The sequence below is a fragment of the Pseudomonas sp. QD4 genome, assembly GCF_049199125.1.
In the GTDB taxonomy this organism is placed as follows: domain Bacteria; phylum Pseudomonadota; class Gammaproteobacteria; order Pseudomonadales; family Pseudomonadaceae; genus Aquipseudomonas.
On record NZ_JBLZOM010000001.1, the window covers coordinates 1,586,531 to 1,610,401 of the forward strand.

Annotated in this window: 22 protein-coding genes; 13 read left to right on the forward strand and 9 right to left on the reverse strand. The window is 63.6% G+C overall.

Going from position 1 to position 23,871, the window contains the following annotated elements; translation table 11 throughout:
- Window positions 1-18 precede the first annotated feature (18 nt).
- Window positions 19-1,128 (forward strand): DNA alkylation repair protein, encoded by a 1,110-nt coding sequence (locus tag ACOZJV_RS06745; RefSeq protein WP_421547162.1) that lies wholly within the window; start codon window positions 19-21, stop codon window positions 1,126-1,128.
- 77 nt (window positions 1,129-1,205) lie between these two features.
- On the opposite strand, the gene ACOZJV_RS06750 is transcribed toward ACOZJV_RS06745, so the two are convergent.
- The 3 genes from ACOZJV_RS06750 to ACOZJV_RS06760 all read right to left on the reverse strand — a co-directional run bounded on the left by ACOZJV_RS06750 (window position 1,206) and on the right by ACOZJV_RS06760 (window position 2,990).
- Complete coding sequence (locus ACOZJV_RS06750; protein ID WP_421547163.1) at window positions 1,206-1,802, reverse strand: hypothetical protein; 597 nt, start codon at window positions 1,800-1,802, stop codon at window positions 1,206-1,208.
- Between the two features lie 141 nt (window positions 1,803-1,943).
- On the reverse strand, window positions 1,944-2,321 hold the full coding sequence (locus tag ACOZJV_RS06755) for a hypothetical protein (RefSeq protein WP_078472526.1): 378 nt from the start codon (window positions 2,319-2,321) through the stop codon (window positions 1,944-1,946).
- A 36-nt stretch (window positions 2,322-2,357) separates the two neighbouring features.
- Window positions 2,358-2,990 (reverse strand): TetR/AcrR family transcriptional regulator, encoded by a 633-nt coding sequence (locus ACOZJV_RS06760; RefSeq protein WP_078472527.1) that lies wholly within the window; start codon window positions 2,988-2,990, stop codon window positions 2,358-2,360.
- 153 nt (window positions 2,991-3,143) lie between these two features.
- Here ACOZJV_RS06760 and ACOZJV_RS06765 point away from each other — a divergent pair, with 153 nt between their 5' ends.
- The 3 genes from ACOZJV_RS06765 (at window position 3,144) to ACOZJV_RS06775 (ending at window position 8,283) form a co-directional block, all read left to right on the forward strand.
- A complete protein-coding gene (locus ACOZJV_RS06765; RefSeq protein ID WP_421547164.1) occupies window positions 3,144-4,637 on the forward strand; it encodes an MFS transporter in 1,494 nt (497 codons plus the stop codon).
- 219 nt (window positions 4,638-4,856) lie between these two features.
- Window positions 4,857-6,494 (forward strand): GMC family oxidoreductase, encoded by a 1,638-nt coding sequence (locus tag ACOZJV_RS06770; protein ID WP_421547165.1) that lies wholly within the window; start codon window positions 4,857-4,859, stop codon window positions 6,492-6,494.
- Window positions 6,495-6,660: 166 nt separating this feature from the next.
- Entirely contained in the window at window positions 6,661-8,283 is a 1,623-nt protein-coding gene (locus tag ACOZJV_RS06775; RefSeq protein ID WP_078472530.1) for an MFS transporter, read from the forward strand.
- Between the two features lie 59 nt (window positions 8,284-8,342).
- Here ACOZJV_RS06775 and ACOZJV_RS06780 read toward each other — a convergent pair whose 3' ends face one another.
- From ACOZJV_RS06780 to ACOZJV_RS06790, 3 genes are all read right to left on the reverse strand, one after another.
- Window positions 8,343-10,805, reverse strand: coding sequence for a TonB-dependent siderophore receptor (locus tag ACOZJV_RS06780; RefSeq protein ID WP_421547166.1), 2,463 nt, complete (start codon window positions 10,803-10,805; stop codon window positions 8,343-8,345).
- 107 nt (window positions 10,806-10,912) lie between these two features.
- Window positions 10,913-11,890: a FecR domain-containing protein gene (locus tag ACOZJV_RS06785; RefSeq protein WP_078472532.1), complete on the reverse strand. Its 978-nt coding sequence runs from the start codon at window positions 11,888-11,890 to the stop codon at window positions 10,913-10,915.
- On the reverse strand, window positions 11,887-12,411 hold the full coding sequence (locus ACOZJV_RS06790) for a sigma-70 family RNA polymerase sigma factor (RefSeq protein WP_238596197.1): 525 nt from the start codon (window positions 12,409-12,411) through the stop codon (window positions 11,887-11,889). Before ACOZJV_RS06790 ends, ACOZJV_RS06785 begins: the two co-directional genes overlap by 4 nt.
- A gap of 185 nt (window positions 12,412-12,596) precedes the next feature.
- Between ACOZJV_RS06790 and ACOZJV_RS06795 the strand changes: the two genes are divergently transcribed.
- The 3 genes from ACOZJV_RS06795 to ACOZJV_RS06805 all read left to right on the forward strand — a co-directional run bounded on the left by ACOZJV_RS06795 (window position 12,597) and on the right by ACOZJV_RS06805 (window position 14,085).
- Entirely contained in the window at window positions 12,597-13,334 is a 738-nt protein-coding gene (locus tag ACOZJV_RS06795) for a glycine-rich domain-containing protein (RefSeq protein WP_201130550.1), read from the forward strand.
- An 87-nt stretch (window positions 13,335-13,421) separates the two neighbouring features.
- Window positions 13,422-13,718 carry a hypothetical protein gene (locus ACOZJV_RS06800; protein ID WP_201130549.1) on the forward strand — a complete coding sequence of 99 codons (297 nt, stop codon included), beginning with the start codon at window positions 13,422-13,424 and terminating at the stop codon, window positions 13,716-13,718.
- Between the two features lie 37 nt (window positions 13,719-13,755).
- A complete protein-coding gene (locus ACOZJV_RS06805) occupies window positions 13,756-14,085 on the forward strand; it encodes a DHCW motif cupin fold protein (RefSeq protein WP_421547167.1) in 330 nt (109 codons plus the stop codon).
- 3 nt (window positions 14,086-14,088) lie between these two features.
- Here ACOZJV_RS06805 and ACOZJV_RS06810 read toward each other — a convergent pair whose 3' ends face one another.
- Window positions 14,089-16,449, reverse strand: a complete 2,361-nt coding sequence (locus tag ACOZJV_RS06810; protein WP_421547168.1) for a DNA polymerase II — start codon at window positions 16,447-16,449, stop codon at window positions 14,089-14,091.
- A 570-nt stretch (window positions 16,450-17,019) separates the two neighbouring features.
- Between ACOZJV_RS06810 and ACOZJV_RS06815 the strand changes: the two genes are divergently transcribed.
- Window positions 17,020-17,349: a hypothetical protein gene (locus ACOZJV_RS06815; protein WP_020298805.1), complete on the forward strand. Its 330-nt coding sequence runs from the start codon at window positions 17,020-17,022 to the stop codon at window positions 17,347-17,349.
- A gap of 283 nt (window positions 17,350-17,632) precedes the next feature.
- Entirely contained in the window at window positions 17,633-18,871 is a 1,239-nt protein-coding gene (gene alr, locus ACOZJV_RS06820) for an alanine racemase (protein ID WP_421547169.1), read from the forward strand.
- Window positions 18,872-18,943: 72 nt separating this feature from the next.
- Here the strand turns inward: alr and ACOZJV_RS06825 are convergent, their stop codons facing one another.
- Window positions 18,944-19,522: an antibiotic biosynthesis monooxygenase gene (locus ACOZJV_RS06825; RefSeq protein WP_421547170.1), complete on the reverse strand. Its 579-nt coding sequence runs from the start codon at window positions 19,520-19,522 to the stop codon at window positions 18,944-18,946.
- Window positions 19,523-19,593: 71 nt separating this feature from the next.
- Window positions 19,594-20,238, reverse strand: a complete 645-nt coding sequence (locus ACOZJV_RS06830; protein ID WP_020298808.1) for a hydrolase — start codon at window positions 20,236-20,238, stop codon at window positions 19,594-19,596.
- Between the two features lie 162 nt (window positions 20,239-20,400).
- Between ACOZJV_RS06830 and ACOZJV_RS06835 the strand changes: the two genes are divergently transcribed.
- From ACOZJV_RS06835 to ACOZJV_RS06850, 4 genes are all read left to right on the forward strand, one after another.
- Entirely contained in the window at window positions 20,401-21,300 is a 900-nt protein-coding gene (locus ACOZJV_RS06835) for a LysR substrate-binding domain-containing protein (RefSeq protein ID WP_421547171.1), read from the forward strand.
- Between the two features lie 77 nt (window positions 21,301-21,377).
- Window positions 21,378-22,037 carry a methyltransferase family protein gene (locus tag ACOZJV_RS06840; RefSeq protein WP_421547172.1) on the forward strand — a complete coding sequence of 220 codons (660 nt, stop codon included), beginning with the start codon at window positions 21,378-21,380 and terminating at the stop codon, window positions 22,035-22,037.
- Window positions 22,038-22,167: 130 nt separating this feature from the next.
- Entirely contained in the window at window positions 22,168-22,350 is a 183-nt protein-coding gene (locus ACOZJV_RS06845) for a hypothetical protein (protein WP_078472542.1), read from the forward strand.
- A 145-nt stretch (window positions 22,351-22,495) separates the two neighbouring features.
- Window positions 22,496-23,806 carry an NAD(P)/FAD-dependent oxidoreductase gene (locus ACOZJV_RS06850; RefSeq protein WP_421547173.1) on the forward strand — a complete coding sequence of 437 codons (1,311 nt, stop codon included), beginning with the start codon at window positions 22,496-22,498 and terminating at the stop codon, window positions 23,804-23,806.
- Window positions 23,807-23,871: the final 65 nt, after the last annotated feature.

A 23,871-nucleotide genomic window follows, 5' to 3' on the forward strand; every position in this document is an offset into this window, starting at 1 on the left:
CACTGAACGGATCTGCCGATGACCACCGCCGAGCAAAGCGCACCTGCGCTGAAAGAAATCTTCAACCAGCAACGCCTGGAACATATCGCCGACGAAATGCTGGCGGTGTATCCGGGGTTCGATCGCCGGGGGTTTCTCAAGCACGCGAGCCAGGGCCTGGCCGAGTTATCGGTGATGCAGCGCCTGGCCCGGGTCAGTGACAGCCTGCACAGCGTGCTGGCGCTGGACTACGAAACCAGCCTGGGGTTGCTGGAAGCCCTGGCGCCGCGCCTGGACAGCCGGTTTGTGTGCATGTTCCTGCCGCACTACGTGGCCAGTCATGGCACCCATGCCTTCGAGCGCTCGATGCAGGCGCTGAAGTTTTTCACCGGGTTCGGCTCCTCGGAATTTGCCATACGGCCTTTTCTGCGCAGCGACCCGCAGCGCACCCTGGCGCTGATGCAGCAGTGGGCGCTGGACCCGGATGAGCATGTGCGGCGCCTGGCCAGTGAAGGCAGCCGCCCGCGCCTGCCCTGGTCCTTTCGCCTGGAGCAGATCCAGGCCGACCCGACGCTGGCCGCGCCGATCCTCGACGCGCTCAAGGCCGACCCCAGCCTGTACGTGCGCAAATCGGTGGCCAACCACCTCAATGACATCACCAAGGATCACCCGAGCTGGGTCCTGGACCTGATCGAAGGCTGGCCCCTGGACAACCGCCACACCGCGTGGATTGCCCGGCATGCCCTGCGCAGCCTGATCAAGCAGGGCGACCGCCGGGCCCTGGCAATCATCGGCGCCGGTGCCCGGGCCGAGGTCGAGCTGCTGGACCTGCGGATCGAACCGCCGACCATTCGCCTGGGGGAGCGGGTGAATCTGTCCTTCACCCTGGCCTCGACGGCTGCCGCCAGCCAGAAGCTGGTGGTCGACTACGCCATCGATTACGTCAAGGCCTCGGACGCCACGTCGGCCAAGGTGTTCAAGCTCAAGGCGCTGACCCTCGCTGCCCATGCCCGCGAAACCCTGAGCCGCGCCCAGCACATCCGCGAACTGAGCACCCGCCGGCATTACGCCGGCAGCCACCGGGTGCACATCCTGGTCAATGGCGAATGCCTGGGCAGCACGCAATTTGAGTTGTTGGGGGAGGACTGAGCCGTGCGAGAACGTACGAACACCTGACACTCTGCGGCGTTTTAGAGGGCCCGCCAGCCTCGCGGGCTCGGCAGCGGCTACAGAGGTGGGGGCCAGGCGCGACGCAAGCGGTCAAAGGCGGGGTTGCCGGTGCGACGCGAGGGCACCGACTCCAGCGCCAAAGGGTGCAGGGTGCGCTTGACCATAGAGGTCGCCAGGTCCTGGCAAGGCCCCGCCTCGGGAAAGTTGCGCTCCAGGGTTGCAACCCGGTACCCGGCTCTTCGATCCCACTGGCTGAAGCGGACCACGGTACTCCCCTCGATAATCACCGCGCCTTCCCTGCGCTCATCATCAATAAAATAAAACGCCAGGGCGCCCTGGTTCGGTTGCTCCAGACCCCTGAGCCGTAGGTAGCACGCCAGCAGCGAAGTCAGGCGCAGGCCCTTGCCCAGTTCCAGGCCGGAGCCAAGGCGGCGCTCGGCATCAAAGTAGACCTTCAACAGCACACCCAGCTCACGCCCCTTGTGGGTGAGCACCGCCGGCTTTTCGTAAAGATGAAACTCCAGGGGTTCCCCCACCCGATCAAAGCCCCGGGCAAGCAGCTGTGTCGGGCTCAGCGCGGCAAGCTTCAGCAATCTGGGGCCAGCGTCGAATGCCCCTTGCACCAGGCCGGCGAACAGCGATTCAAACTCCATCTCAAGCCTCCTGCGCCAGGGTCATGGGCCGAGCCTCGCGCACGGCCCCGGCGTCGACACTCGACATCGCGCCCGAGTCGGCTCGGCAGACCCGGAACCCGCTCGCCCTCTCAAGGCGATCGGGCAAGCCGCGATGACGACTCATCCGCCATCCGCCGAGAGTTCCACCAGGTTGTCGTCACTCTCACCGCAGCCAAACCCGACAATCGAGTCACCCGTCCAGTGCACCTCGGTCATCGCCACGCAACTGTTGTAGAACTGCCCCTCCAGAGTCCCGTCGGCCCTGAACACCCGTACATAGCCACCGGTGTTGTACAACGACTGCGCGCCATCACCGGGCATGCCGATGCTGGGGATCCAGCGGCTCCAGCTGAACAGCCGGTACTTCTGGTAGTAGAACGCCTTGTTCGGGCTGTAGTCCGGCTTCTGATAGGTGTAGCCGTAATAGAAGGCGTAGTACCCCTGAAACGCCAGGAACACAGCGACCACGGCGCAGAGAATGCGGGTGCGTTTTTTCATCGAGCAGGTAAGTCCTTTTACAGAAAATGACTGGGCCTAAGCCCTGGGTACACCGAGCATGCGCAAGCAGGATTGGATGATGACGTCGGCCAGGGCCTGGCTGTCACCTTGACGGGCGGCGATCACATCGTCAGTGGCGCCATGCACCCCGGCATAGATCAGCGAGGCCACGATGCCGGGGTGCGACAGCGACCAGGTGCCGGCCTGCTGCCCACCTTCAAGGATGCCCTGCAGTTGGGTGAGGATCGCGCCCTTGTCCGGGTTGTCGCGGTCATGGTGGTGATGGTTGGTGTAGACGATGTCGTGAATCCGGTAGGTCGCCAGGTACGTGTCGACGCTGGCGCGGATCCAGCTCGACAGGCGTGCCACCCAATCGTCGGCGGCGCAGGCCTCGACCGCCTGCTCCAGGCGCTGGAGAAAATGCGCGGTGTAGCGCTCGCCAAGGGCCACCAGCATCTCGTTCTTCGAAGCAAAGTAGTGATAGAAGGTGCCCTTGGCGACCTGGGCCCGCTCGACGATTTCACTGATGGTGGTGGCTTCCACACCCTGGCTCAGGAACAGGCTTTCGGCGGCTGCCATCAGTTCGTCCAGGCGCACTTCGGCAGGTTTGGTTCGGGGGCGCGGCAGGTCTGGCGCCTGCTGTTCATCCCTGGTGCGTTTCACGGTCATCGGCGGGTCCGGCCTGGCAGACAAAGGTCGACAGTTTAGGGGAATCGCCGTGCGCTAGCGACAGCAGCGCACTTCATAACCAATTGACCGACGGTCAGTCGAATACTTATGATGCCGTCACTCACTTCCCTTCCCCCCTCCGGGAGTTGTCTCATGCAGCGTTATCGCCGCCCGGCCCTGGTGGCCGCCGCCTACCTCGGCACCTTCCTCGCGACACTGGATATCAGCATTGTCAACGTTGCCCTGCCGACCTTGCAGCACGCGCTGAACACCGACCTTGCCGGGTTGCAGTGGGTGGTCAATGCCTACGCCATCTGCCTGTCGGCCTTCATGCTGTCAGCCGGCCCCCTGGGCGATCGCTACGGTCACAAGCGCTGCTGGCTGATCGGCGTGGGGTTGTTCAGCATTGGCTCGGCACTCTGCGCCTGGGCCGGCGACCTGCCGCAATTGCTGGCCGGGCGCGCAGTGCAAGGGCTGGCCGGGGCGCTACTGATCCCCGGGGCGATGCCGATTCTCAGCCATGCCTTCCCCGACCCGAAGCAGCGCGCCCACGTGATTGGCGGCTGGTCGGCGTTCACTGCCATGGCCCTGATCCTGGGGCCGCTGGTGGGCGGCGTGCTGCTGGACTCGCTGGGCTGGCCGAGCATTTTCCTGATCAACCTGCCGCTCGGCTTGCTGGCCATCGTCCTGGGTTCCTGGGGTATCAGCGAACGCAAACACCCCGAGCACGCAGCACTCGATCCAGCCGGCCAGGTGCTCAGCGTGCTATGGCTGGGGGCGCTGACCTATGGCCTGATCGTCGCCGGAGATGAGGGCTTCAGCGGACCCACAGCCCTCACGGCCCTGGTCCTGGCTGGCGTGCTGCTGGTGCTGTTCGTGCTGGTGGAGCGCCGGGTCAAACGCCCTCTGGTGCCGGTGCAACTGCTGCGCCAGGGCCCGTTTGCCGTGGCCAACCTGGCCTCGTTCATGCTGGGGTTCTCCAGCTACAGCAGCCTGTTTTTCTTTTCGATTTTCCTGCAGCAGATCCAGGGCTGGTCGGCCTCGGAAACCGGGGTGCGCATGCTCCCGCAATTTATCGTCACCGGTTGTGTGTCGATGCTTTTCGGCCGCCTGGCGGGGCGCCTGCCGGTGCCGCAATTGATGATCATCGGCTATGGCCTGATTGGCCTGTCGATGTGCGCCATGAGCAGCTTCGACGCCCACACGCCCTACGGGTGGGTGGGCTCGCTGTTTGCGGTATTGGGCCTGGGCATGGGCCTGGCGGTCCCGGCGACCGGGCTCAGCGTGATGGCCACGGCGCCCGCGGAACGCGCGGGGATCGCCTCGGCCACCATGAACGCCCTGCGCCAGACCGGAATGAGCGTGGGCATTGCCCTTCTGGGCAGCCTGATGAGCGCCCAGGCGGTACGCCGGCTCAGTGAGTCGGCTCGGGCCAACGGCTTTACCGACGCCTTGCCGATGGCCCGGGCAGCGGTCAACCAGCACTATTTCCCCAGCCATTGCGGGTTGTTTGCCGAGCTCTACAGCAGCGCCATGAGCAGCGGATTTCGCCTGGCCATGCTGCTCGCCGGCGCCAGCAGCCTGATCGCCATGGGCCTGCTGCTGCACACCCACCGCCGCCAAGAACGACGTCCAACCTCCCCGTAGCCGCTGCGGCCAGGCACGGGCCGCGTGCAGACGCGGGCCCCAACCCGAGCCCGACAACCCAGCGCCGCCGCTGGCCCATTCAGCGCAACCTCCAGGTCAAAACCGGCAGCAGAAAGTCTGTGATTTAAACCACACAGCCACCGAGCGAAAGCTACCCTTGCAGGGCAACGCAACGAATCAGGACGATTCACCACAACAAGAATCCACACGAGGTCATGGATGCTGCCTGCCTTTGATCAATACGACTACATCGTGGTCGGTGCCGGCCCTGCCGGCTGCCTGCTGGCCAATCGCCTGTCGGCCAACCCGCAACACCGGGTCCTGCTGCTGGAAGCCGGTGGGCGCGATAACTACGCCTGGATCCATATCCCCGTCGGCTATCTGTTCTGCATCGGCAACCCGCGCACCGACTGGTGCTTCAAGACCGAGGCCGAACCCGGCCTGCAAGGGCGCAGCCTGAGCTACCCACGGGGCAAAGTGCTGGGCGGCTGTTCATCGATCAACGGCATGATTTACATGCGCGGCCAGGCCGGTGACTACGATGGCTGGGCAGCCGACGGCAACCCGGGCTGGAGCTGGCAGGAGGTGCTACCGCTGTTCAAGAAGAGCGAAAACCACTTCGCCGGGGCCTCGCCCTTGCACGGCGCCAGCGGTGAGTGGCGGGTCGAGCGCCAGCGCCTGTCGTGGCCGATACTCGACGCCTTTCGCGACGCCGCCGAGCAAAGCGGCATTCCTCGCATCGATGATTTCAACGGCGGCGACAATCAGGGCTGCGGCTACTTCCAGGTCAACCAGAAAGCCGGGGTGCGCTGGAACGCCGCCAAGGCCTTTCTCAAGCCGATTCGCCAGCGCCCCAACCTCACCGTGCTCACCGATATCGAGGTAGAACGGGTGCTGCTGGAAAACGGCCGTGCGGTGGCCGTCCGGGCACGATGCCAGGGCCGGCTGCACAACTTCAAGGCGCGCCGCGAGATCATCCTCTGTGCCGGTTCGATCGGTTCGCCATGCATTCTCCAGCGCTCGGGCATTGGCCCCGCGCCGCTCCTGCAACGCCTCGGCCTGGGGGTGGCCCACGAGCTGCCCGGGGTCGGTGCCAACCTGCAGGATCACCTGCAACTGCGGCTGATCTACAAGCTGGAAAACGCCCGCACCCTGAACCAGATCGCCGGCACGCTGTGGGGCAAGATGGGCATGGGCCTGCGCTACCTGTACGACCGCAGTGGCCCGCTGTCCATGGCCCCGAGCCAGCTTGGCGCGTTTGCCCGCTCCGGGCCGGAACAGACCTCGGCCAACCTCGAATACCACGTGCAACCGCTATCCCTGGAGCGCTTCGGCGAACCGCTGCATGCCTTCCCGGCGTTCACCGCCTCGGTCTGCGACCTGCGCCCGCAGAGTCGCGGCCAGGTGGCAATCAGCTCCCTGGACGCCGGCGCGGCCCCCGTGATCCAGCCCAATTACCTGAGCCATCCGCAAGACCTGCGAGTGGCAGCCGACGCCATCCGCCTGACCCGACGCATCGTCGCCGCTCCGGCCCTGCAAGCGTTCAAACCCAGCGAATACCTGCCCGGCGCCGAGCTGCAAAGCCAGGAGCAACTGCAGGAAGCCGCGGCGCGCATCGGCACCACCATCTTCCATCCGGTGGGCACCTGCCGCATGGGCCAGGATCGCCAGGCGGTGGTGGATGCCGAACTGCGGGTGCATGGCATCCCGGGGCTGCGCGTCGCCGACGCCTCGATCATGCCGCGCATCACCTCGGGCAACACCTGTTCACCCACCCTGATGATTGCCGAAAAAGCCGCCGAGCTAATTCTGGCCCCGGCCACCCGGAACATCAGCCAACAGCCGCAACTTGCCTGACCCGTACCAGCGGCTGACCGGCGAGCACGACCCGAAGCATGGAGCCCGGGCCGTGGAACAAATCGCCGGCACGCCGGCTCCTACCAAGAAGCTGTGACGCGCTAACCGCGCCGATACTGGCGTTGGCAGTGGAACAACAAAAATAATCACTGTGAGGGACACCTGTATGTCAGACCACGCTCAGCCCCTGAACCCGCCCCTGGCCGCCGCCACTGGCAAAGGCAGCCGCAAAGTCATCTTCGCCTCGTCCCTGGGGACGGTATTCGAGTGGTACGACTTTTTCCTGTATGGCGCCCTCGCGGCCGTCATCAGCAAGCAGTTCTTCGCCGGGGTCAACGACACTACGGCCTTTATCTTCGCGCTCATGGCGTTTGCCGCCGGCTTCGTGGTGCGCCCGTTCGGCGCGCTGGTGTTCGGGCGCCTGGGGGACATGATCGGGCGCAAATACACCTTCCTGGTCACCATCATCCTCATGGGGGTAGCGACCTTCGCCGTGGGCCTGCTCCCGACCTATTCGAGCATCGGCATCGCCGCACCGATCATCCTGGTGCTGCTGCGCATGCTCCAGGGCCTGGCATTGGGCGGTGAGTACGGCGGCGCCGCGACCTACGTCGCCGAGCACGCGCCGGCCGGCAAGCGCGGCTTTCACACCAGTTGGATTCAGTCCACCGCGACCCTCGGCCTGTTGCTGTCGCTGCTGGTGGTGCTGGGTTGCCGCTACTTCACCGGCGATCAGTTCGAAGTCTGGGGCTGGCGCCTGCCATTCCTGCTGTCGATCGTGCTGCTGGGGATTTCCACATGGATCCGCATGAGCCTGCACGAGTCGCCGGCCTTCCTCAGAATGAAAGAGCAAGGCCGCGCCAGCAAGGCGCCGATCCGCGAATCCTTCGGCAAATGGGAAAACCTCAAAGTGGTGCTGATCGCCCTGTTCAGCATCAATGCCGGGCAAGCGGTGACCTTCTACGCCGCACAGTTCTACGTGCTGTTCTTCCTCACCCAGTTCCTCAAGATGGACCCGGCCCTGGCCAATATGCTGTTGATCATCAGCGTGGTGATCGGCGCGCCGTTCTTCATCTTTTTCGGCTGGCTGTCGGACAAGGTCGGACGCAAGCCGGTGCTGATGGTCGGCCTGTTGCTGGCCACTGCGCTGTACTTTCCGATCTTCAAATCCCTGGCGCACTACGCCAACCCGGCCATCGACCAGGCCAGCCGCCAGGCACCGATCAGCGTGATCGCCGATCCGGCCACCTGCACCTTCCAGTTCGACCCGGTGGGCAAGGCCAAATTCGACAGCCCGTGCGACAAGGTCAAGACCTTCCTGGTCAAACAGGGCCTGCCCTACAGCAGCGTCGCCGCCCCGGCCGGGAGCTCGGTACAGGTCAGCGTCGGTGAGTTGAAGCTCGACGGTTTCGACGAAGCGGCCCTGCGCGGCGCGGTGACCCTGGCCGGCTACCCGCAACAGGCTGACGCACAGAACGTCAACAAAACCATGGTGGTGGTGCTGATCGTGGCTCTGATCCTGATCGCGGCCATGTGCTACGGGCCGCTGGCAGCGCTGATGGTCGAGCTGTTCCCGACCCGCATCCGCTACACCTCCATGTCCCTGCCCTATCACATCGGCAACGGCTGGTTCGGCGGCTTCCTGCCCACTGTGTCCTTTGCCCTGGTGGTCTACACCGGCGATATTTTCTACGGTCTGTGGTACCCGGTGCTGGTCACCGGGGTCAGCCTGGTCGTAGGGCTGATCTGCCTGCGGGAAACCAAGGATGTCGATATCGACAATAACTGAGGCCGTTTTGACGCCGCACCGGGCCAGGAGAACCTTGGCCTGGCCCGGCGTTTTTTTGCCTAGTACTTGGCCCTGAGGGCGAGGTTGAAGTTGCGCGGCTCGCCGTAGAAGTTCCAGTAATTGGTGTTGCCGGTGGTCTGGATGTACTTCTTGTCGAAGACGTTATCCAGGTTGTACTGCACTTCCAGATTCTGGTTGATCTCGTACACCGCGTGCAGGTTGGTGAGGGTGTAGGGATCCTGCTGGATCTTGAAGGACCTGCCGGCCTCGGTATAGGTCATGCTGCTCTGGGCATAGAAGCTGCCACCAACCCGGGCCTTGTTCAACACCCCCGGCAGGCGGTAGTCGGTGCTGACCTTGAACAGGTGACGTGGCGATGAGGCCGAAGAGTCCTCACCTTTCTGACTGCCGCCGATGTACTTGGACTGGGTGTAGGTGTAGCCGGCGGACAGGTTCCAATCAGCGCTCAAGGCTCCGTTCAGCTCCAGATCCAGGCCACGGCTGCGGACTTTGTCCGAAGCACGGTAGCAGCCGTTGGGCAAGGCCGGACACAGGGTTGCCGCTTCATTACCGTCAATCGCTTCGGCGCGGCCGGTCTGGTCGGTCTGGAACAGCGCCAGCGCCGAGGTCAGGCGCTTATCGAGGAATTCACCCTTGAGGCCGATCTCATAGTTGCTGCCGGTCATGGGGTCGAGGATCGAACCATCCACCCCGAGGTTGTTCTGCGGCTTGAAGATTTCGGTGTAGCTGGCGTAGGCCGAGAACTGTTGGTTGAGCTCCTGAACCAGGCCGGCATAGGGCGTGAACTGACGGTTTTTCGCGTAGTCGCTCTTGTTGCGTGTGGTGACCTGGGTCAGGTTTTCGCTCTTGAACCAGCTGACCCGGCTGCCGAGGATCAAGCGTGTGGAATCGCTCAGGCTGAAACGGCCGGCAGCGTATACCCCCTGCTGTTCCTGGGTGATGTTGTACTTCCATTTATTGACGCTCAGGGCCGTAGGCGCCGGCGGGTTGAAGGCACCCGGGTCGTTGACGTCAAAGACGTAGTTGTAGGTCAGGTCGTTGCCGCCGTGGTAGTCGAAGTCGTCGATCCGCGCATTGCTGCCCAGGATCAGTTCGTGCTGTTTGCCGAACAACTGAAACGGGCCGGTCAGGTAGCTGTCGACGCTGGTCTGGGTGTCGTTGTAGCGGAAATGACGGGGTTGCAGGCGAAAGCTGCTGTCGGTGTTGGCGACCTTGGTCGTGAAGTTGCCGAGGAAGTCGGACTTGGCCCAGGTCTGGTTGGCGGCCAACACCAGCTTCCAGTCGTTATCGAAGTCATGCTGGATATCACCGAACACCGTGGTGTTGCGCTTGTCGAGGTGGTTCCACTTGCCGGTCAGGGAAGTGGAGCGGGACAAGGGGTAAAACGCACCGTTTTCCTGGGTCGGCAGGCCGGACCAGTCGTAGCCGGAGTTGCGATCCTTCTGGTAGGTGAAACCCAGCGTCGCCATTGTCGAATCCGACAGGTCGGCTTCGACGATGGCGTAGAACACCTGGTTTTCTTTCTGCGCGGTGTCCAGGTAACTGTTGGCGTTGTTGTAACTGATCACCGTCCGCCCGCGCAGGGTGCCCGGCTCGTTGAGCGGCGACGACAGATCGAGCAGGGTGCGGTAGTCATCCCAGGAACCGACCGAGGTTTCCACCAGCACCTGAGGTTCGACAGTCGGGCGCTTGCGCACCAGGTTGATTGCCGCCGATGGGTTACCCGCCCCCTCCATCAGCCCCGTGGCGCCCCGCACGATCTCGACCCGATCGTAGATCTCGGTGGTCGGTTTGGCGATCGCATCCATCGAGTAAGCGTTGCTGATATTGGTGGGGATGCCGTCGATCTGCAGGGTCTCTACCAACTGCCCGCGGGCCATGTACATCGAACGCTCGGCGCCGTTCTTGAGCACGGTGATACCGGTGGCGTTCTGCAGCACGTCATCGAGGTTTTTCATGCCTTGGTCATCCATCCGCTGGCGGGTGACCACGGTGACCGACTGCGGGGTTTCACGCAGCGACAACGGCAGTTTGGTTGCGGTCGCCGAGCGCCCCGTGGTGTAGGAGTGGGTACCCTCGGTAGTCGCCCCCAAGGCACTGCCGTTGACCTGGGTCGCCTCCAGTTGCACGGCCCCGGCCGGCAGCGCCTGCAAGAACCAGGTGCCCTGGCTGCCGAGACTGGCCATCAGGCCGCTGCCGCTCAACAGGCGCTGGAGCGCCGAATCGACGGCAAATTGCCCCTGCAAAGCTGCCGTGCGCTTGTTTCTGACCAGCGCCGGATCAAACGACAAACTGATGGCCGCCTGCTCGGCAAACCGGTTCAAGCTGTCTTCAAGGCTGCCGGCTGGAACATCATAGGGGCGGGCCTGCACCGCATCAGCCGCCTGGACACAGAACGGGGCCGCCAGCAACACGGCGCCCGGGGTGAACAGAGCCACGCGCAGGGCGATTGCCAGGTGACTGCGGCGGGTTTTAATCGGGGTTACAGAACGGGACTTCAATGCAGCGCTCCTTACGATTGGCAGGTGTTATTCCTGTTTGTCGAAGGAGCGGAAAAAAGCCGTAAGTCTTTTTGATAATTATTCCTGTCTGCCTCTGTCGCGTCCGCTCAAGCCGCAACAATGCGCACCCAATAGCGAGTCCGGCGCTCGATACGCACCGGCAGCGACTGGCTCAACCCAGCCAGGGCGCGGTCGATGTCCTCAAGCTGGAACACCCCGGAAATGCGCAAATCGGCCACCGCCCCATCACACAGCAACCACCCCGTGCGATAGCGCCCCAACTCCTCGACCAACTGCTGCAGGCGCATCTGCCGCGCCACCACCGCACCTCGAGTCCAGGCACTGGCCTGCAACACGCTGCCCTGGACCTGCTCGACCCTGCCCGCACGGATCAGGCACTCGTTGCCAGCCGTGATCAGCGGCCCCCGGCCACTGGCCAGATGCACCGCCACTGTGCCCTCCTCCACGCTCAAGCGCGTGCATCCGGGCTCCTGGCGCACGTTGAACGCGGTACCGATCGCCTCCAGACGCGCCTCTGCAGTCTGAACGTAGAACGGCCGACGCCCCTGGAGCCCGTCGGTGTCGGCGCCGGTCCGGATGAATATCTCGCCTTCACGCAGGATAATCAGACGCCGCTCGGCACTGAACTCAGCGTCGGCGCGGCTATGGGTATTGAGTTGCAGCAGCGTGCCGTCGACCAGTTGAAAACGCTGGCGCTCGCCGGTACGGGTGACGTAGTCGGCGCTGGCCCCGCGCCAGGTCTGCTGGATCGCCACAGCCCCCAGCCCGCTGGCGCAGATCCCCAGCCCCAACAGCTTCAAGGCCTGGCGGCGGCTGTGGCTCGCCGCCGCGTTGGCCAGGGTGTCGCGCGCGAGCCCAGCAGTCAGTTGCGCGGCTAACCGAAAGCGCTGCTCGTTGACTTGCAAGGCTTGCCAGGCATTTTCGTGAGTGGGTTGCGCACGCCGCCACTGTTCGCAAGCGGCGTGCATGGCCGGGTCGGCCGCACCGGATTGCAGGCGCACCAGCCATTGGATCGCCTGGTCGAGCACCGCTTCGGGAATATCGTCCCGTGGCAATCCGCTCACATCAGGCCCCGAGCCAGATAGCAATGTCGGATCGCAGTGGCCATGTATTTCTCCACCGAACTTTGACTCACACCCAGGCGCTCGGCGATCTCCCGATACCCCAGGCCTTCAAGGCGCGAGAGCAGGAAGGCGGTACGCACTTTGGGGCTGAGGCCGTCGAGCAACGCGTCGATCTGGGTCAGGGTTTCCAGCAGGATCAGGCGCTCTTCAGGCGACGGATGTTCGGGCTCGGGGAGCAAGGCGATGGCATTGAGGTAGGCGCGCTCGATCTTCTGCCGCCGGAATCGATCAACCATCAAGCCCTGGGCAATACTGCTGAGCCAGGCTCTGGGCTGACGCAGTTCCGCGACCCGGTCGGGTTTGCCGAGCACGTAGAGAAAAGTGTCCTGGGCCATGTCCGCGGCGTTGTCGGTGTCGCGCAAGCGGCGGCGCAGCCAGGCGAACAGCCAGCCGTGATGATCGTGGTAAAGACGGCCGATGTCCTGATGCAACCTAAGCGGGCCGGGGGAAGATGGCGGCACTGGAACCCTCAGCTCATGGCAAGCGCGAAAATGCGGATAAGAATTGATCGCAATCATAGGCACTCGCCGCTGCGGACTCAAGGCATGTGTGTACCGATGCTGCCCATGCACAGGGCCCGACCTCTTGAACAATCCCGCCAGTTGCGCCACTGTCAGCGCACTTTTTTGGCTGATGGATCGCCTGCATGCCGTTTATTCTCCCTGCTGTCCTTGGACTGGTGCTGCTGGCGATGCTTTGGCGGCGCCAGAAAGCCCTGACTGCGCTGCGCCGCGAAGCCTATATCCGCAGTTTCACCTTGCCGCCCAGGTTGTTCGAACCGCTGCGCGCGCAGCACCCGCACCTGGACCTCAAGCACTGCCAGCTGGTGGCCCAGGGCTTGCGCCAGTTCTTCATGGCCTACCTCAAGAGCGGCCAGCGCTATGTGTCGATGCCGTCCCAGGTGGTCGACGATCTGTGGCATGAGTTCATCCTCCACACCCGGGACTACCAGGAATTCTGCGACAAGGCCTTCGGCCAATTCCTGCATCACACGCCGGCGGCGGTACTGGGCCAGGGCGCCGAGAAAAAAAGTGACATCGGTTTGCGCCGCTGTTGGTGGTTCGCCTGCCACGACGAGAACATCAACCCGAGCAAGGCCACGCGCCTGCCGTTGTTGTTCGCCCTCGATGCCAAGCTGAAAATCGCCAACGGCTTTCACTACGTGGTCGATTGCCAGTCGCTGCAGCGCGTGACCGAGAGCGGCGCCCAGACCACGATTGTCCATTGCGGCAGCGAGCTGTACAGCGTCAGCAGCGACAGCGATTCCGGCTCCAGCTTCGGCAGTGACGACTCCCGATTCGATGGTGACTCCGGCAGCAGTGATGGCGGAGGCGACAGCGGTGGTTGCGGAGGGGGCGGTTGCGGGGGCGGCGGCGGTGATTGAGCAATGGCCGCTGCAGTTTGATGAACGAACACCCAACGTGGCACGCGCTACGCTTTGAGAATCCATCTGCGCCCAAGGAGTCTTGCGATGAAAAAAATCCTTTCCCTCGTCACCCTGTTGCTTGTAGCCGGTGGTGCCCATGCCGAAGGCGTTCCCGCATTCAACGTCGACTGCCCGGGCAATCTGGCGGTCAGCGCCGACCAGGGCGGGCCGGTGTTGATCAATGGCAAGGAAGCCAAGACCCGTACCGTCAACGAGCGTTTTTTTGAAGCCAAGGCGGCGGACGTGACGATTTCCATCAGCCTCTCCGACGATGACTCGGTGATCGTGAGCTACACCGGCAAGCACGGCGCCAATGGCATCTGCACCTCGGTCGATGACTGACCCCTTTCCCCTCCACACCTGAACAGATGAGTGATCGATGGATATTGCTGGCATCCCTTTTGGCACCACCGACTGGTCCCATATCGAGCCCACCGAGCACCGCGGCGAGACCGGCTGCGCCTACTGGCGCACCCGGCAGTTTGGTGCGATCCGGGTGCGCATGATCGAGTACAGCGCGGGTTACCTTGCCGATCACTGGTGCTCCAAGGGCCATATCCTGTTTTGCCTGGAGGGCGAGTTGCACACTGAACTGGAGGACGGCCGGCAGTTTGTACTCAGCCCGGGCATGAGCTACCAGGTGGCCGACAACGCCGAACCCCATCGCTCGTTCACCGCGGTCGGCGCCAAGCTGTTCGTGGTCGACTGAGGCCTAGAACAACCCCAACTGCCCGCCGATCAGGGTGCTGAAATCATCCTGCACAAAGGGCAGGATCGCATCCGCCACCGGCTGCAATTGCCGGGTCACGTAGTGGTCGTAATCGATGGCGGCCTGGCGATTCTCCAGGGGCTCGGGGCCGGCCAGGGTGATCACGTAGCTGATCGAACCGCCATTCTGGTACTGCCGTGGACGGCCGTGCAGGTCGTTGTATTCATCCGCCAGGCGCGCGGCCCGCACATGGGGCGGGACGTTGCGTTCGTAGTCGTCGAGCCGGCGGCGCAGGCGCTTGCGATAGACCAACTGCTGATCCAGCTCGCCGGCCAGGGTACGCCGCACATAGTCGCGCACATAATCCTGATACGGCTGGCGGTGGAAGATCCGCTGGTAGAGCTCCTTCTGGAACTCCTGAGCCAGGGGCGACCAATCGGTGCGCACGGTTTCCAGGCCCTTGTACACCATCTCCTCGCGACCGTCGGCGTGCAGCACCAGGCCGGCGTAGCGCTTCTTGCTGCCCTCCTCGGCCCCACGGATGGTCGGCATCAGAAAGCGACTGAAGTGGGTTTCGAACTGCAACTCCAGGGCACTCTCCAGCCCGTACTCCTCACGCAGGTGATCGCACCACCACTGGTTGACCTGCTGCACCAGACCGCGGCCGATGCGCGTCGCGTCCTCCTCGGCATGGGCATGACCGAGCCAGACGAAGGTCGAGTCGGTGTCGCCGTAGATCACGGTGTGGCCCTGGGCCTCGATCAGTTCGCGGGTGCGGCGCATGATTTCGTGGCCGCGCAAGGTGATCGAAGACGCCAGCCGCGGATCGAAAAACCGGCAACCACTGGAGCCGAGCACGCCGTAGAAAGCGTTCATGATGATTTTCAGCGCCTGGGACAACGGCTGGTTGTGCTCGCGCTTGGCCTGCTCGCGGCCTTCGGAAACCCGGGTGACGATGGCCGGCAGGCAATGCCTTGAACGGGAGAACCGCGCGCCGCGAAATCCCGGCACCGACTCGTTGTCCCCGGGGTGGCGCAAGCCGTCCACCAGGCCCACCGGGTCGATCAGGAAACTGCGGATGATCGATGGGTACAGGCTCTTGTAGTCCAGCACCAGCACCGACTCGTAAAGCCCCGGCCGCGAGTCCATGACAAAGCCGCCGGGGCTGGCCTCCGGCGGGCGCTCACCCAGGTTCGGCGCAACAAATCCCTGGCGGTGCATCAGCGGCATGTACAGGTGGGTAAAGGCGGCGACCGAGCCGCCATTGCGGTCGGCGGGCAAACCGGTAACGGTGGCGCGCTCCAGGAGAAAAGTCAGCAGCTCGGTCTTGGCGAAAATCCGCGTCACCAACTCGCAGTCCTTGAGGTTGTAGCGGGCCAGGGCCGGTTTGTCCTCGGCGAACATGCGGTTGATTTCATCCATGCGCTGGTAGGGCGTGGAAATCGCCTTGCCCTCACCCAGCAGGGTCTGGGCCACGTTCTCCAAGCTGAAGGACGGAAAACTCCAGGTGGCCGAGCGCAGGGCCTCGATCCCATCGATGATCAGGCGCCCCGCCGCCGAAGCGAAGTAATGGGTGCGCGTACCGTGCTCGCGCCATTGCATCTCCTCGCCCCCACGCCCCAGGCGCAGCGGCACCGCCAGGCGCCGGGCATGTTCGTGCAGCACCCGCAGGTCGAACTGCACCAGGTTCCAGCCAATGATCGCGTCCGGGTCGTGCCGGGCCAGCCACTGGTTGAGCCGCTCGAGCAATTGCACGCGGTTGTCGCAAAACTCAAGGTCGAAGTCCACAGCGCTGTCGCTGTCCGTGGCACGCCCGAGCATGTACACCTGGCGCTGGCCACAGCCTTCGAGGGCGATGGAATACAGCTCGCCCTGCTCGCTGGTCTCGATGTCCAGGGACACCAGCTTCAGCGTCGGCCGGTATTGCGGGGCGGGTTTCATCTGCGCCTCGAGCAACAGGCCATTGGCGTCCGCCTGGCCGCCGAACCATACCGGCGCCGTAATGAAACGCTCCATCAGGTAGCGCTCCGGCGGACGGATATCGGCCTCGAACACATCGACACCGGCACGCCGCAGGGTCTTGTCGAGACGAATCAACTGATTGTGCTGCGGGCAATACAGGCCGAGCACCGGACGGTGCTGGAAGTCGCACAGCTCCAGGGGGCGCAACTCGACATCGGGGTCATCGACCAGCAGGCGCTGGGCCTGCTCACGCTGCTGCGCGGCAATGAACGCCACGGAATTCTGCACGGGCAGGCGGATCTGTCGGGGACCGTTGTCGGTCGCCAACCAGAATTCGACTTGCGTGCCTGCCGGCGTGTCACGCCAGTGCCGGGTCAGGACGAAGCCCTGCTGTAAATCCACCGCTGCAACCTCGAGAAGACGTTTTCAAGGGCGCGATTCTACCTGTCATCGCCTGCGATAGCCCGCGCCGGTGATGGCATTCCAGCTTTGTCGGACAATATGTAGTGCTCTAAAATTTTCACTACAAAACCGTTGACGAGGGGAATTTGCCCTTGCATGATGCAGACGTCTCCCCGATCGGGAGACGCGGCAAAGGTGTTATGAGCAAGCTCGTCTGACCGCCGAGCTGTGACCCGGATGTGTACTGCCCACAAGGCAGATTGATGAAACTGACCTGGCATGAACGTCCAGTACAAGGACGAGACGCTAGCGAGAACTCTTCAAGATGCTTGTGGCCGATGGCGGAAATATCGGCAGCTTCATCCAGGTTTGCGCTGCTTCTCCTCGTTGTGACGCTATTGCGTAGCAGTTAATCAAGGCAACTACACGCATCAGGCTCTGGGCCTTATCTGTATCCGACAGACACCCTCTGTCGCCCTGTTTCCGGTATCAGGGTTCAACTTACCGACGTAGCAACATGAATTAGCGACTCAACTAGATAGATCGATAAATGGTCAAGGGGCTTATAAAATGAATCTGAACAACCAACCCACTATTGATGAACTGGCTCACCTCTTTGCTAAGCAGAAGGACAGCCTGGACAGCCATATTCTGTGGATAGCCAAGTCAGGTCAGGTGCATATCGACTGCCTGTCGCCCCACACCCATGAACAAGAGTTCGACCAGCACCAACAGGACCTGGCGGCCCGCCTGAAGATGTACCGTCGCGGCCAGGGTTATGTCGGCAAGAAAGCTGCAGCAGACAAAGACTTCATCGGGCAGGTACTTGAAACCCTGAAGACTGAATGGCAATCGCTGCAGAACAAGTCGGAAGTTCGGGTTATCGATCGTTTCTGTTAAGTACAACTATCGAGCCTTTCCAGGCTGATATGACAAGGGGCCACTCGGCAAATGAGTGGCCCCTTTTTAATGGCTTGATTGTTTTTTAAGCACGTATCGAAGTTGCAGTCGTCACCCCGCCATCAACAGCGTTATCCGCTGCCTCCACCGCCCAACACCACATAAACCCACCTCGGCTTTGCTGAAAAATTCCCGGGCTGTTCGCTCGGTGCCTGATGGACTTGGTCACGACCTTGCCTGCCAACGCATAGGGCTCATTTCCCCACAGAATGGAAAGCTCGCCATGCAACGTTTTTCCCTCAATACCCTGGCCCTCGCCATGACCCTGGCCACCGCGTGCGGCACCTTGAACGCCGCCCCGCTGTTGGACCCCAGTCCACAGCTCGCGCCCTCCGCCACCCATGCGAACCCGGCCAACAGCTGGCTGGAGATCGACCAGGCCGCCTTCGAAGGCAACATCGCCAAACTCCAGCAGCGTCTCGCCGGCCGCAGCCAGCTGTGCGCGGTGATGAAAGCCGACGCCTATGGCACCGGCATCGGGTTATTGATTCCCTCGGCGATCCGCATGGGGGTGTCCTGCATCGGTATCGCCAGCAACGAAGAAGCCAGGGTCGCGCGGGCCCAGGGTTTTACCGGGCGCCTGATGCGCCTGCGCAGCGCCACCCTGGAAGAGATGGAAGGCGCCCTGAGCTACAACCTCGAAGAACTGGTGGGCAACCTGGAGGCGGCGAGGCAGATGAACGCCCTGGCCAATCGGCACGGGACAAAGCTGTCGGTGCACCTGGCCCTGAACTCGGCCGGCATGAGCCGCAACGGCCTGGAAATGAGCACGGTCGAGGGTAAGCGCCAGGCCGTGGCCATGACCCGGCTGGACCGGCTCCAGGTGGTGGGGATCATGACCCACTTCCCGGTCGAGGAACGAGAGGACGTGCTGCATGGCCTGGCGCTGTTCAAGGAGCAGTCGGCCTGGTTGATCGAGCACGCCCAACTGGACCGCAACCGCCTGACCCTGCATTGCGCCAATACCTTCACCACCCTTGAAGTGCCCGAAGGCTGGCTCGACATGGTGCGCCCGGGTGCCGCGCTGTACGGCTACCCGGTGGGTGGCCACCAGGAGTTCCAGCGGGTCATGCAGTTCAAGTCGCGGGTGGCGGCGGTCAACCCCTACCCGGCCGGCAGCACCATCAGCTACGACCGGACCTACACCCTGAGCAAGGACTCGCAGATCGCCAACATCCCGGTCGGTTATTCGGACGGCTACCGCCGAGGTTTTTCCAACAGGGCCTCGGTGCTGATCCATGGCCAACGCGCGCCGGTGATCGGCAAGATCACCATGAACACCCTGATGGTCGATGTCAGTGCCATCAAGGGCGTCCGGCCCGGCGACGAAGTGGTGCTGTATGGCAAGCAGGGTGATGAGGAAATCACCCAGGGCGAATTGGAGACCATCAACGGCGCCCTGCTGGCCGACCTGTACACGGTCTGGGGCAACTCCAACCCGAAAGTGCTGAAAGGACGCTAGGCAAAGTGCACCCTCGCGCCCCCTGCACAGTACCTTGACCCGCAGGGGCTGCGAGGGCGTGCTGGGGCACCATCAGCCCACGGGCCGCGCTTGCAGCCATTGGCTGAATAAGCGGGTCACGCGGGGCATGAACACATACACCACCAACAGCACGATGCTCAGGGTGATCAGCACATTGGCCTGGACATAACCACCCAGCCACGGCCACCCGGCGAACAGCGGTTTCCACAGCAGCGGCACAAGGAAGGTCAGCGGCAGGATCACCAGGAAGGTGACACAGGCCTGCTTCCAGCGCGGTGGCGGAGTCGGTGCACCGGATTCAGGCGGAGTGAACCAGAACTCGCGTTCGGCGTTGATCTCAGTCTGGTCGCCATCGGCCAGCAACGGCCGGGCCTGCTGCACCAGGTCGCGGCGATCGTCGGAATCCAGCCAATGCTGCAACTGCCCGGTGCTGGCAAAACGCAGCACACTGGTGAACAGCGCCAGCCCGGCGTGGTGTCCGCGCACCACATCAATGCCCAGGTGGCCCGGGTAGGTGTGGGCCTTGGCGATGATCTGGCGCAACCAGGTTTCGTACTCCTGGTCGCGGCCCTGCTTGATCCGGTGCCGCACCAGCAGCGTGACCACGCCATCGGCAAGTTCGATATCCATGAAAGACTCCAGCGGTAGATGACACTGCACACGCGTTTGGGCGCCACCCGGGCGCCCATCGCGGCCTGGCCTTACTTGACCTGACGCTGCGGCGCGCCGTGGACCATGGTGTAGGCGTAGTCCACGCCCATGCCGTAGGCGCCGCTGTGTTCCAGCACCAGGCCCATGACCGCGTCGTAGGTTTCCTTGTGCGCCCAGTCACGCTGGTATTCGAGCAACACTTGCTGCCAGGTCACCGGCACCGCGCCGGCCTGAATCATGCGCTGCACCGACATGTCGTGGGCTTCCTTGGTGGTACCGCCGGAAGCGTCGGTGACGATGTACACCTCATAGCCTTCGGCCAGGGCTTCCAGGGCCGGGAAGTTCAGGCAGACCTCGGTCCACAGCGCGGCCATGATCAGCTTCTTGCGCCCGGTGGCTTTCACCGCCTCGACCAGCGCCTTGTCTTCCCAGGAGTTCATCGAGGTGCGCTCGATGGGCTGCTGGTCCGGGAACACCGCCAGCAGTTCCGGCCAGATGTAGCCGCTGAAGCTCTGGGTTTCCACCGAGGTCAGGATGGTCGGCACGTTGAAGATCTTCGCCGCCTTGGCCAGGGCCACGGTGTTGTTTTTCAGGGTCTGGCGATCGATCGATTGCACGCCGAAGGACATCTGCGGCTGGTGGTCGATCAGGATCAGGGTGGAGTTGGACGGGTTGAGCAATTCACGAATGGACATGGCGCGTTCCTTTTGATGTCGGTGTGTTCGGTTCGATGAGTGAGCCGCGGCGTGCTTCGTGGAAGACTGTTTGCTGCCGGCTTGGTGGCTAATTTAGGCGCTCGACAAAAAAGGGACAATCCCACAAAATCGAGAATCATTGATTCTAAATAAGGGACAATCATGGACCGCATCGAATGCATGCGCGCCTTTGTCGTCACCGTCGGTGAAAACGGCTTTGCCGCTGCGGCCCGGGCGATGGACGTGCCGCGCTCGAAAGTCAGCAAGCAGATCCAGGCGCTGGAAGACGCCATCGGCGTGCAGTTGTTGCAGCGCACCACCCGCAGCCTGCACCTGACTGAAGCCGGCGCCGAGTACTACGACGCGGCACGCGAAGTCCTGGCCTCGCTGGATGAAGCCGAGCAGCGTGCCCGCGACGGCATCGGCGAATTGCGCGGCGTGCTGCGGGTCAACGCGCCAATGTCCTTTGGCTTGCGCCGGCTCGGGCGCCTGGTGCCGCTGTTCCATCAATTGCACCCGAACATCGAACTGCAACTGGTGCTCAGCGACCAACAGGTGGACCCGGTACGCGGCGGCTTCGATGTGACCATCCGCATCGCCAGCCTGCCGGACTCTTCGATGGTTGCCCGGCTGCTGGCGCCGGCGCCGAGGATCATGGTCGCCGCGCCGGCCTACCTGGCCCGCGCCGGCGTCCCCCAGGTGCCCCGCGACCTCAGCCAGCACCAGTGCCTGAACTATGGCTACCTGCAAAGCGGAGTCAGCCTGCAACTGAGCAACGGCAAGGACACCCAGCGCGTGACCGTGACCGGCCCGCTGCACGCCAATAACGGCGATCTGCTGGCCCAGGCCGCCGAGGCCGGAATGGGCATTGCGCTGTTGCCCAACTTTATCGTCGAGGACGCCCTGGCCGCCGGACGCCTGGTGCCCGTGCTGTGCGAATGGCAGGCACCGCCGATCACCATCAACGCGGTCTACCCTTCGGCGCGCCGGGTGCCGCAAAAGACCCGGGCCTTTATTGATTTCCTGGTGGAGCAGCTCGCGGAAAAACAGCCGGTGCCCTGACCGGCGATGAAATTCCGATCGGCAGCGAACGGCCTCCTACACTGAACAAGTAGCCCTCGCGAAACAGGAGCGCCGTGATGAAAATCTCCCCCAGGCTGGCTGTTTTCACTGTGCTCGGCACCCTGCTTTACCTGGGGTTGGCGATCATTGGCAGGGGCGGGTTTGCTGCATTCTTCGCCCACCCGGCGTTGTGGGTGTTGGTGCTGGCCACCCTGGCGATGACCGGCGCGACGTTTTTCAGCGAGGGCAACCTCAGCTCCGGCGAACGCGAAGACACCGGCAACCGCTGGGTGCTGCCCGCCTTTGCCGTGATCGGCCTGCTGCAGGCGTTCGTTCCCGCCTACAGCGACCGGCTGCACCTGTGGACATTCAATGAGGGCGATGTGCGCTGGGTAGGCGTGGTGCTGTTCGTCGCCGGTGGCGTTCTGCGGCTGTGGCCGGTGTTTGTGCTGGGCAAGCGTTTCAGCGGCCTGGTGGCGATCCAGCCCGGGCACCAGTTGGTGACCACCGGTCTCTACGCCACCCTGCGCAACCCCAGTTACCTCGGGCTGCTGATCAACTCCATCGGCTGGGCCCTGGCGTTTCGCTCCAGCCTCGGCCTGCTGCTGACCGCGCTGATGCTGGTGCCTCTGGTGGCCCGTATCCATGCCGAAGAGGCACTGCTGCGCCAGACATTCGGCAAGCGCTACAACGCTTATTGCGCCCACACCTGGCGCCTGATTCCGTGGGTCTACTGAACGCACCCGGCACACCGGCAAGCCGGATATTTCACCCTCTCCCCCTTGGCAGCACGGCCCGGCCCCGGTAAAACGGTGTGCCTGTGTTCAGCATTCCCCGACCTGAACCGACCACGAGACGCCTCGGCTGATGCAGCCCTGCCCCCTGCGAGACGCACCGCAAACCTTCGTGCAACTGGCCCAGCCCAGTGGTCGCAGCGTGGGCGTCGGGCTTGGCATCAAGAGTCGCCTGCTGGTCAACCTGCCCATGGCCCTGTGCCGTTCCCGCCTGCGTCATTCCTCGCGCCCTCCGGATCATCCGCAACACGCCTGATCGCCCTCCCGCGCCTCCTGTCTGGCAGCTCCCGTTACCCATTGGTCACGGTCGACGCCGATTGTCGCGGATAGCGCCTCAGGCCTGATTCGGCGGCCGGTTGCCCTGGGCATCGGTCGATTCCCTGTATTGCCGAGGATCACCCATGACTGCTATCCAGAACCCGCTGGCCGCCAGCCAGCGTTGCCCGTCCTACTACAGCGCCACCCTGAATGACCCCACCGCCTACCCCACCCTGCAAGGCCAGGTCGCGGTGGATGTCGTCATCATCGGCGGCGGTTTCACCGGAGTCGCCAGCGCCGTGGAGCTGGCGGAAAAAGGCCTGAAGGTCGCCATCGTCGAAAGCCACCGGATCGGCTGGGGCGCCAGCGGACGCAACGGCGGCCAGGTCACCGGCAGCCTTTCGGGCGACCAGGCGATGCGCAAACAGATGCGCGCCAAACTCGGTGCCGAGGTCGACGATTTCATCTGGCACCTGCGCTGGCGCGGGCACCAGATCATCCAGCAGCGAGTGGACAAATACGCCATCGCCTGCGACCTCAAGCACGGTCACCTGCACGCTGCCTACAAGCCCAGCCACCTGCCCGAGCTGCGGGCCGATCACGAGGAAGCCGTACGCCGCGGCCTGGGTGACCAGGTCAGCCTGCTGGACCGCGAGCAAGTGCGCAGCCTGCTTGGCAGCGAGCTGTACCACGGCGCATTGAAGAACACCCGCAACATGCACCTGCACCCGCTGAACCTGTGCCTGGGCGAGGCGCGCGCAGCCCACAGCCTGGGGGCGCTGATTTTCGAACACAGCCCGGTGCTGGAAATCATCCACGGTGCCCAGCCGGCAGTGATTACCGCACAGGGTCGGATCGACGCCAAGCAGGTGCTGCTGGCCGGCGACGTCTACCACAAACTGGAGCCGGGCCAGCTCAAGGGCAAGATCTTCCCCGCCATGGGCGGCATCGTCACCACCGAGCCCCTGGGCGACCTGGCGCAACGCCTGAACCCCGAGGACCTGGCGGTGTACGACTGCCGCTTCGTCCTCGACTACTACCGCATGACCGCCGACGGGCGCCTGCTGTTCGGCGGCGGCGCCAACTACAGCGGCAAGGACTCGCGGGACATCGCCGGCGAACTACGACCCTGCATCGAGCGCACCTTCCCGGCGCTCAAGGGCGTGGGCATCGATTTCCAGTGGAGCTGCGCCATGGGCATCGTGATCAACCGCATCCCGCAACTGGGCAAGCTCTCGGACAGCGTCTGGTACTGCCAGGGCTACTCCGGGCATGGCATCGCCACCAGCCACATAATGGGCGAGATCATGGCCCAGGCGATCACCGGGCAATTGGAGCACTACGACACCTTCGCCGCCTGCCGCCACATCCGCGTGCCCTTCGGCGACCAGTTGGGCAACCCGATGCTGGCCGCTGGCATGTGGTACTACCAGATGCTCGAACGCCTGCGCTGACGACGCGCTGCCCCCAGGGCCGGAGTCATCAAGCCGGGATCGCAGACGCTGCTTGATGACTCGCC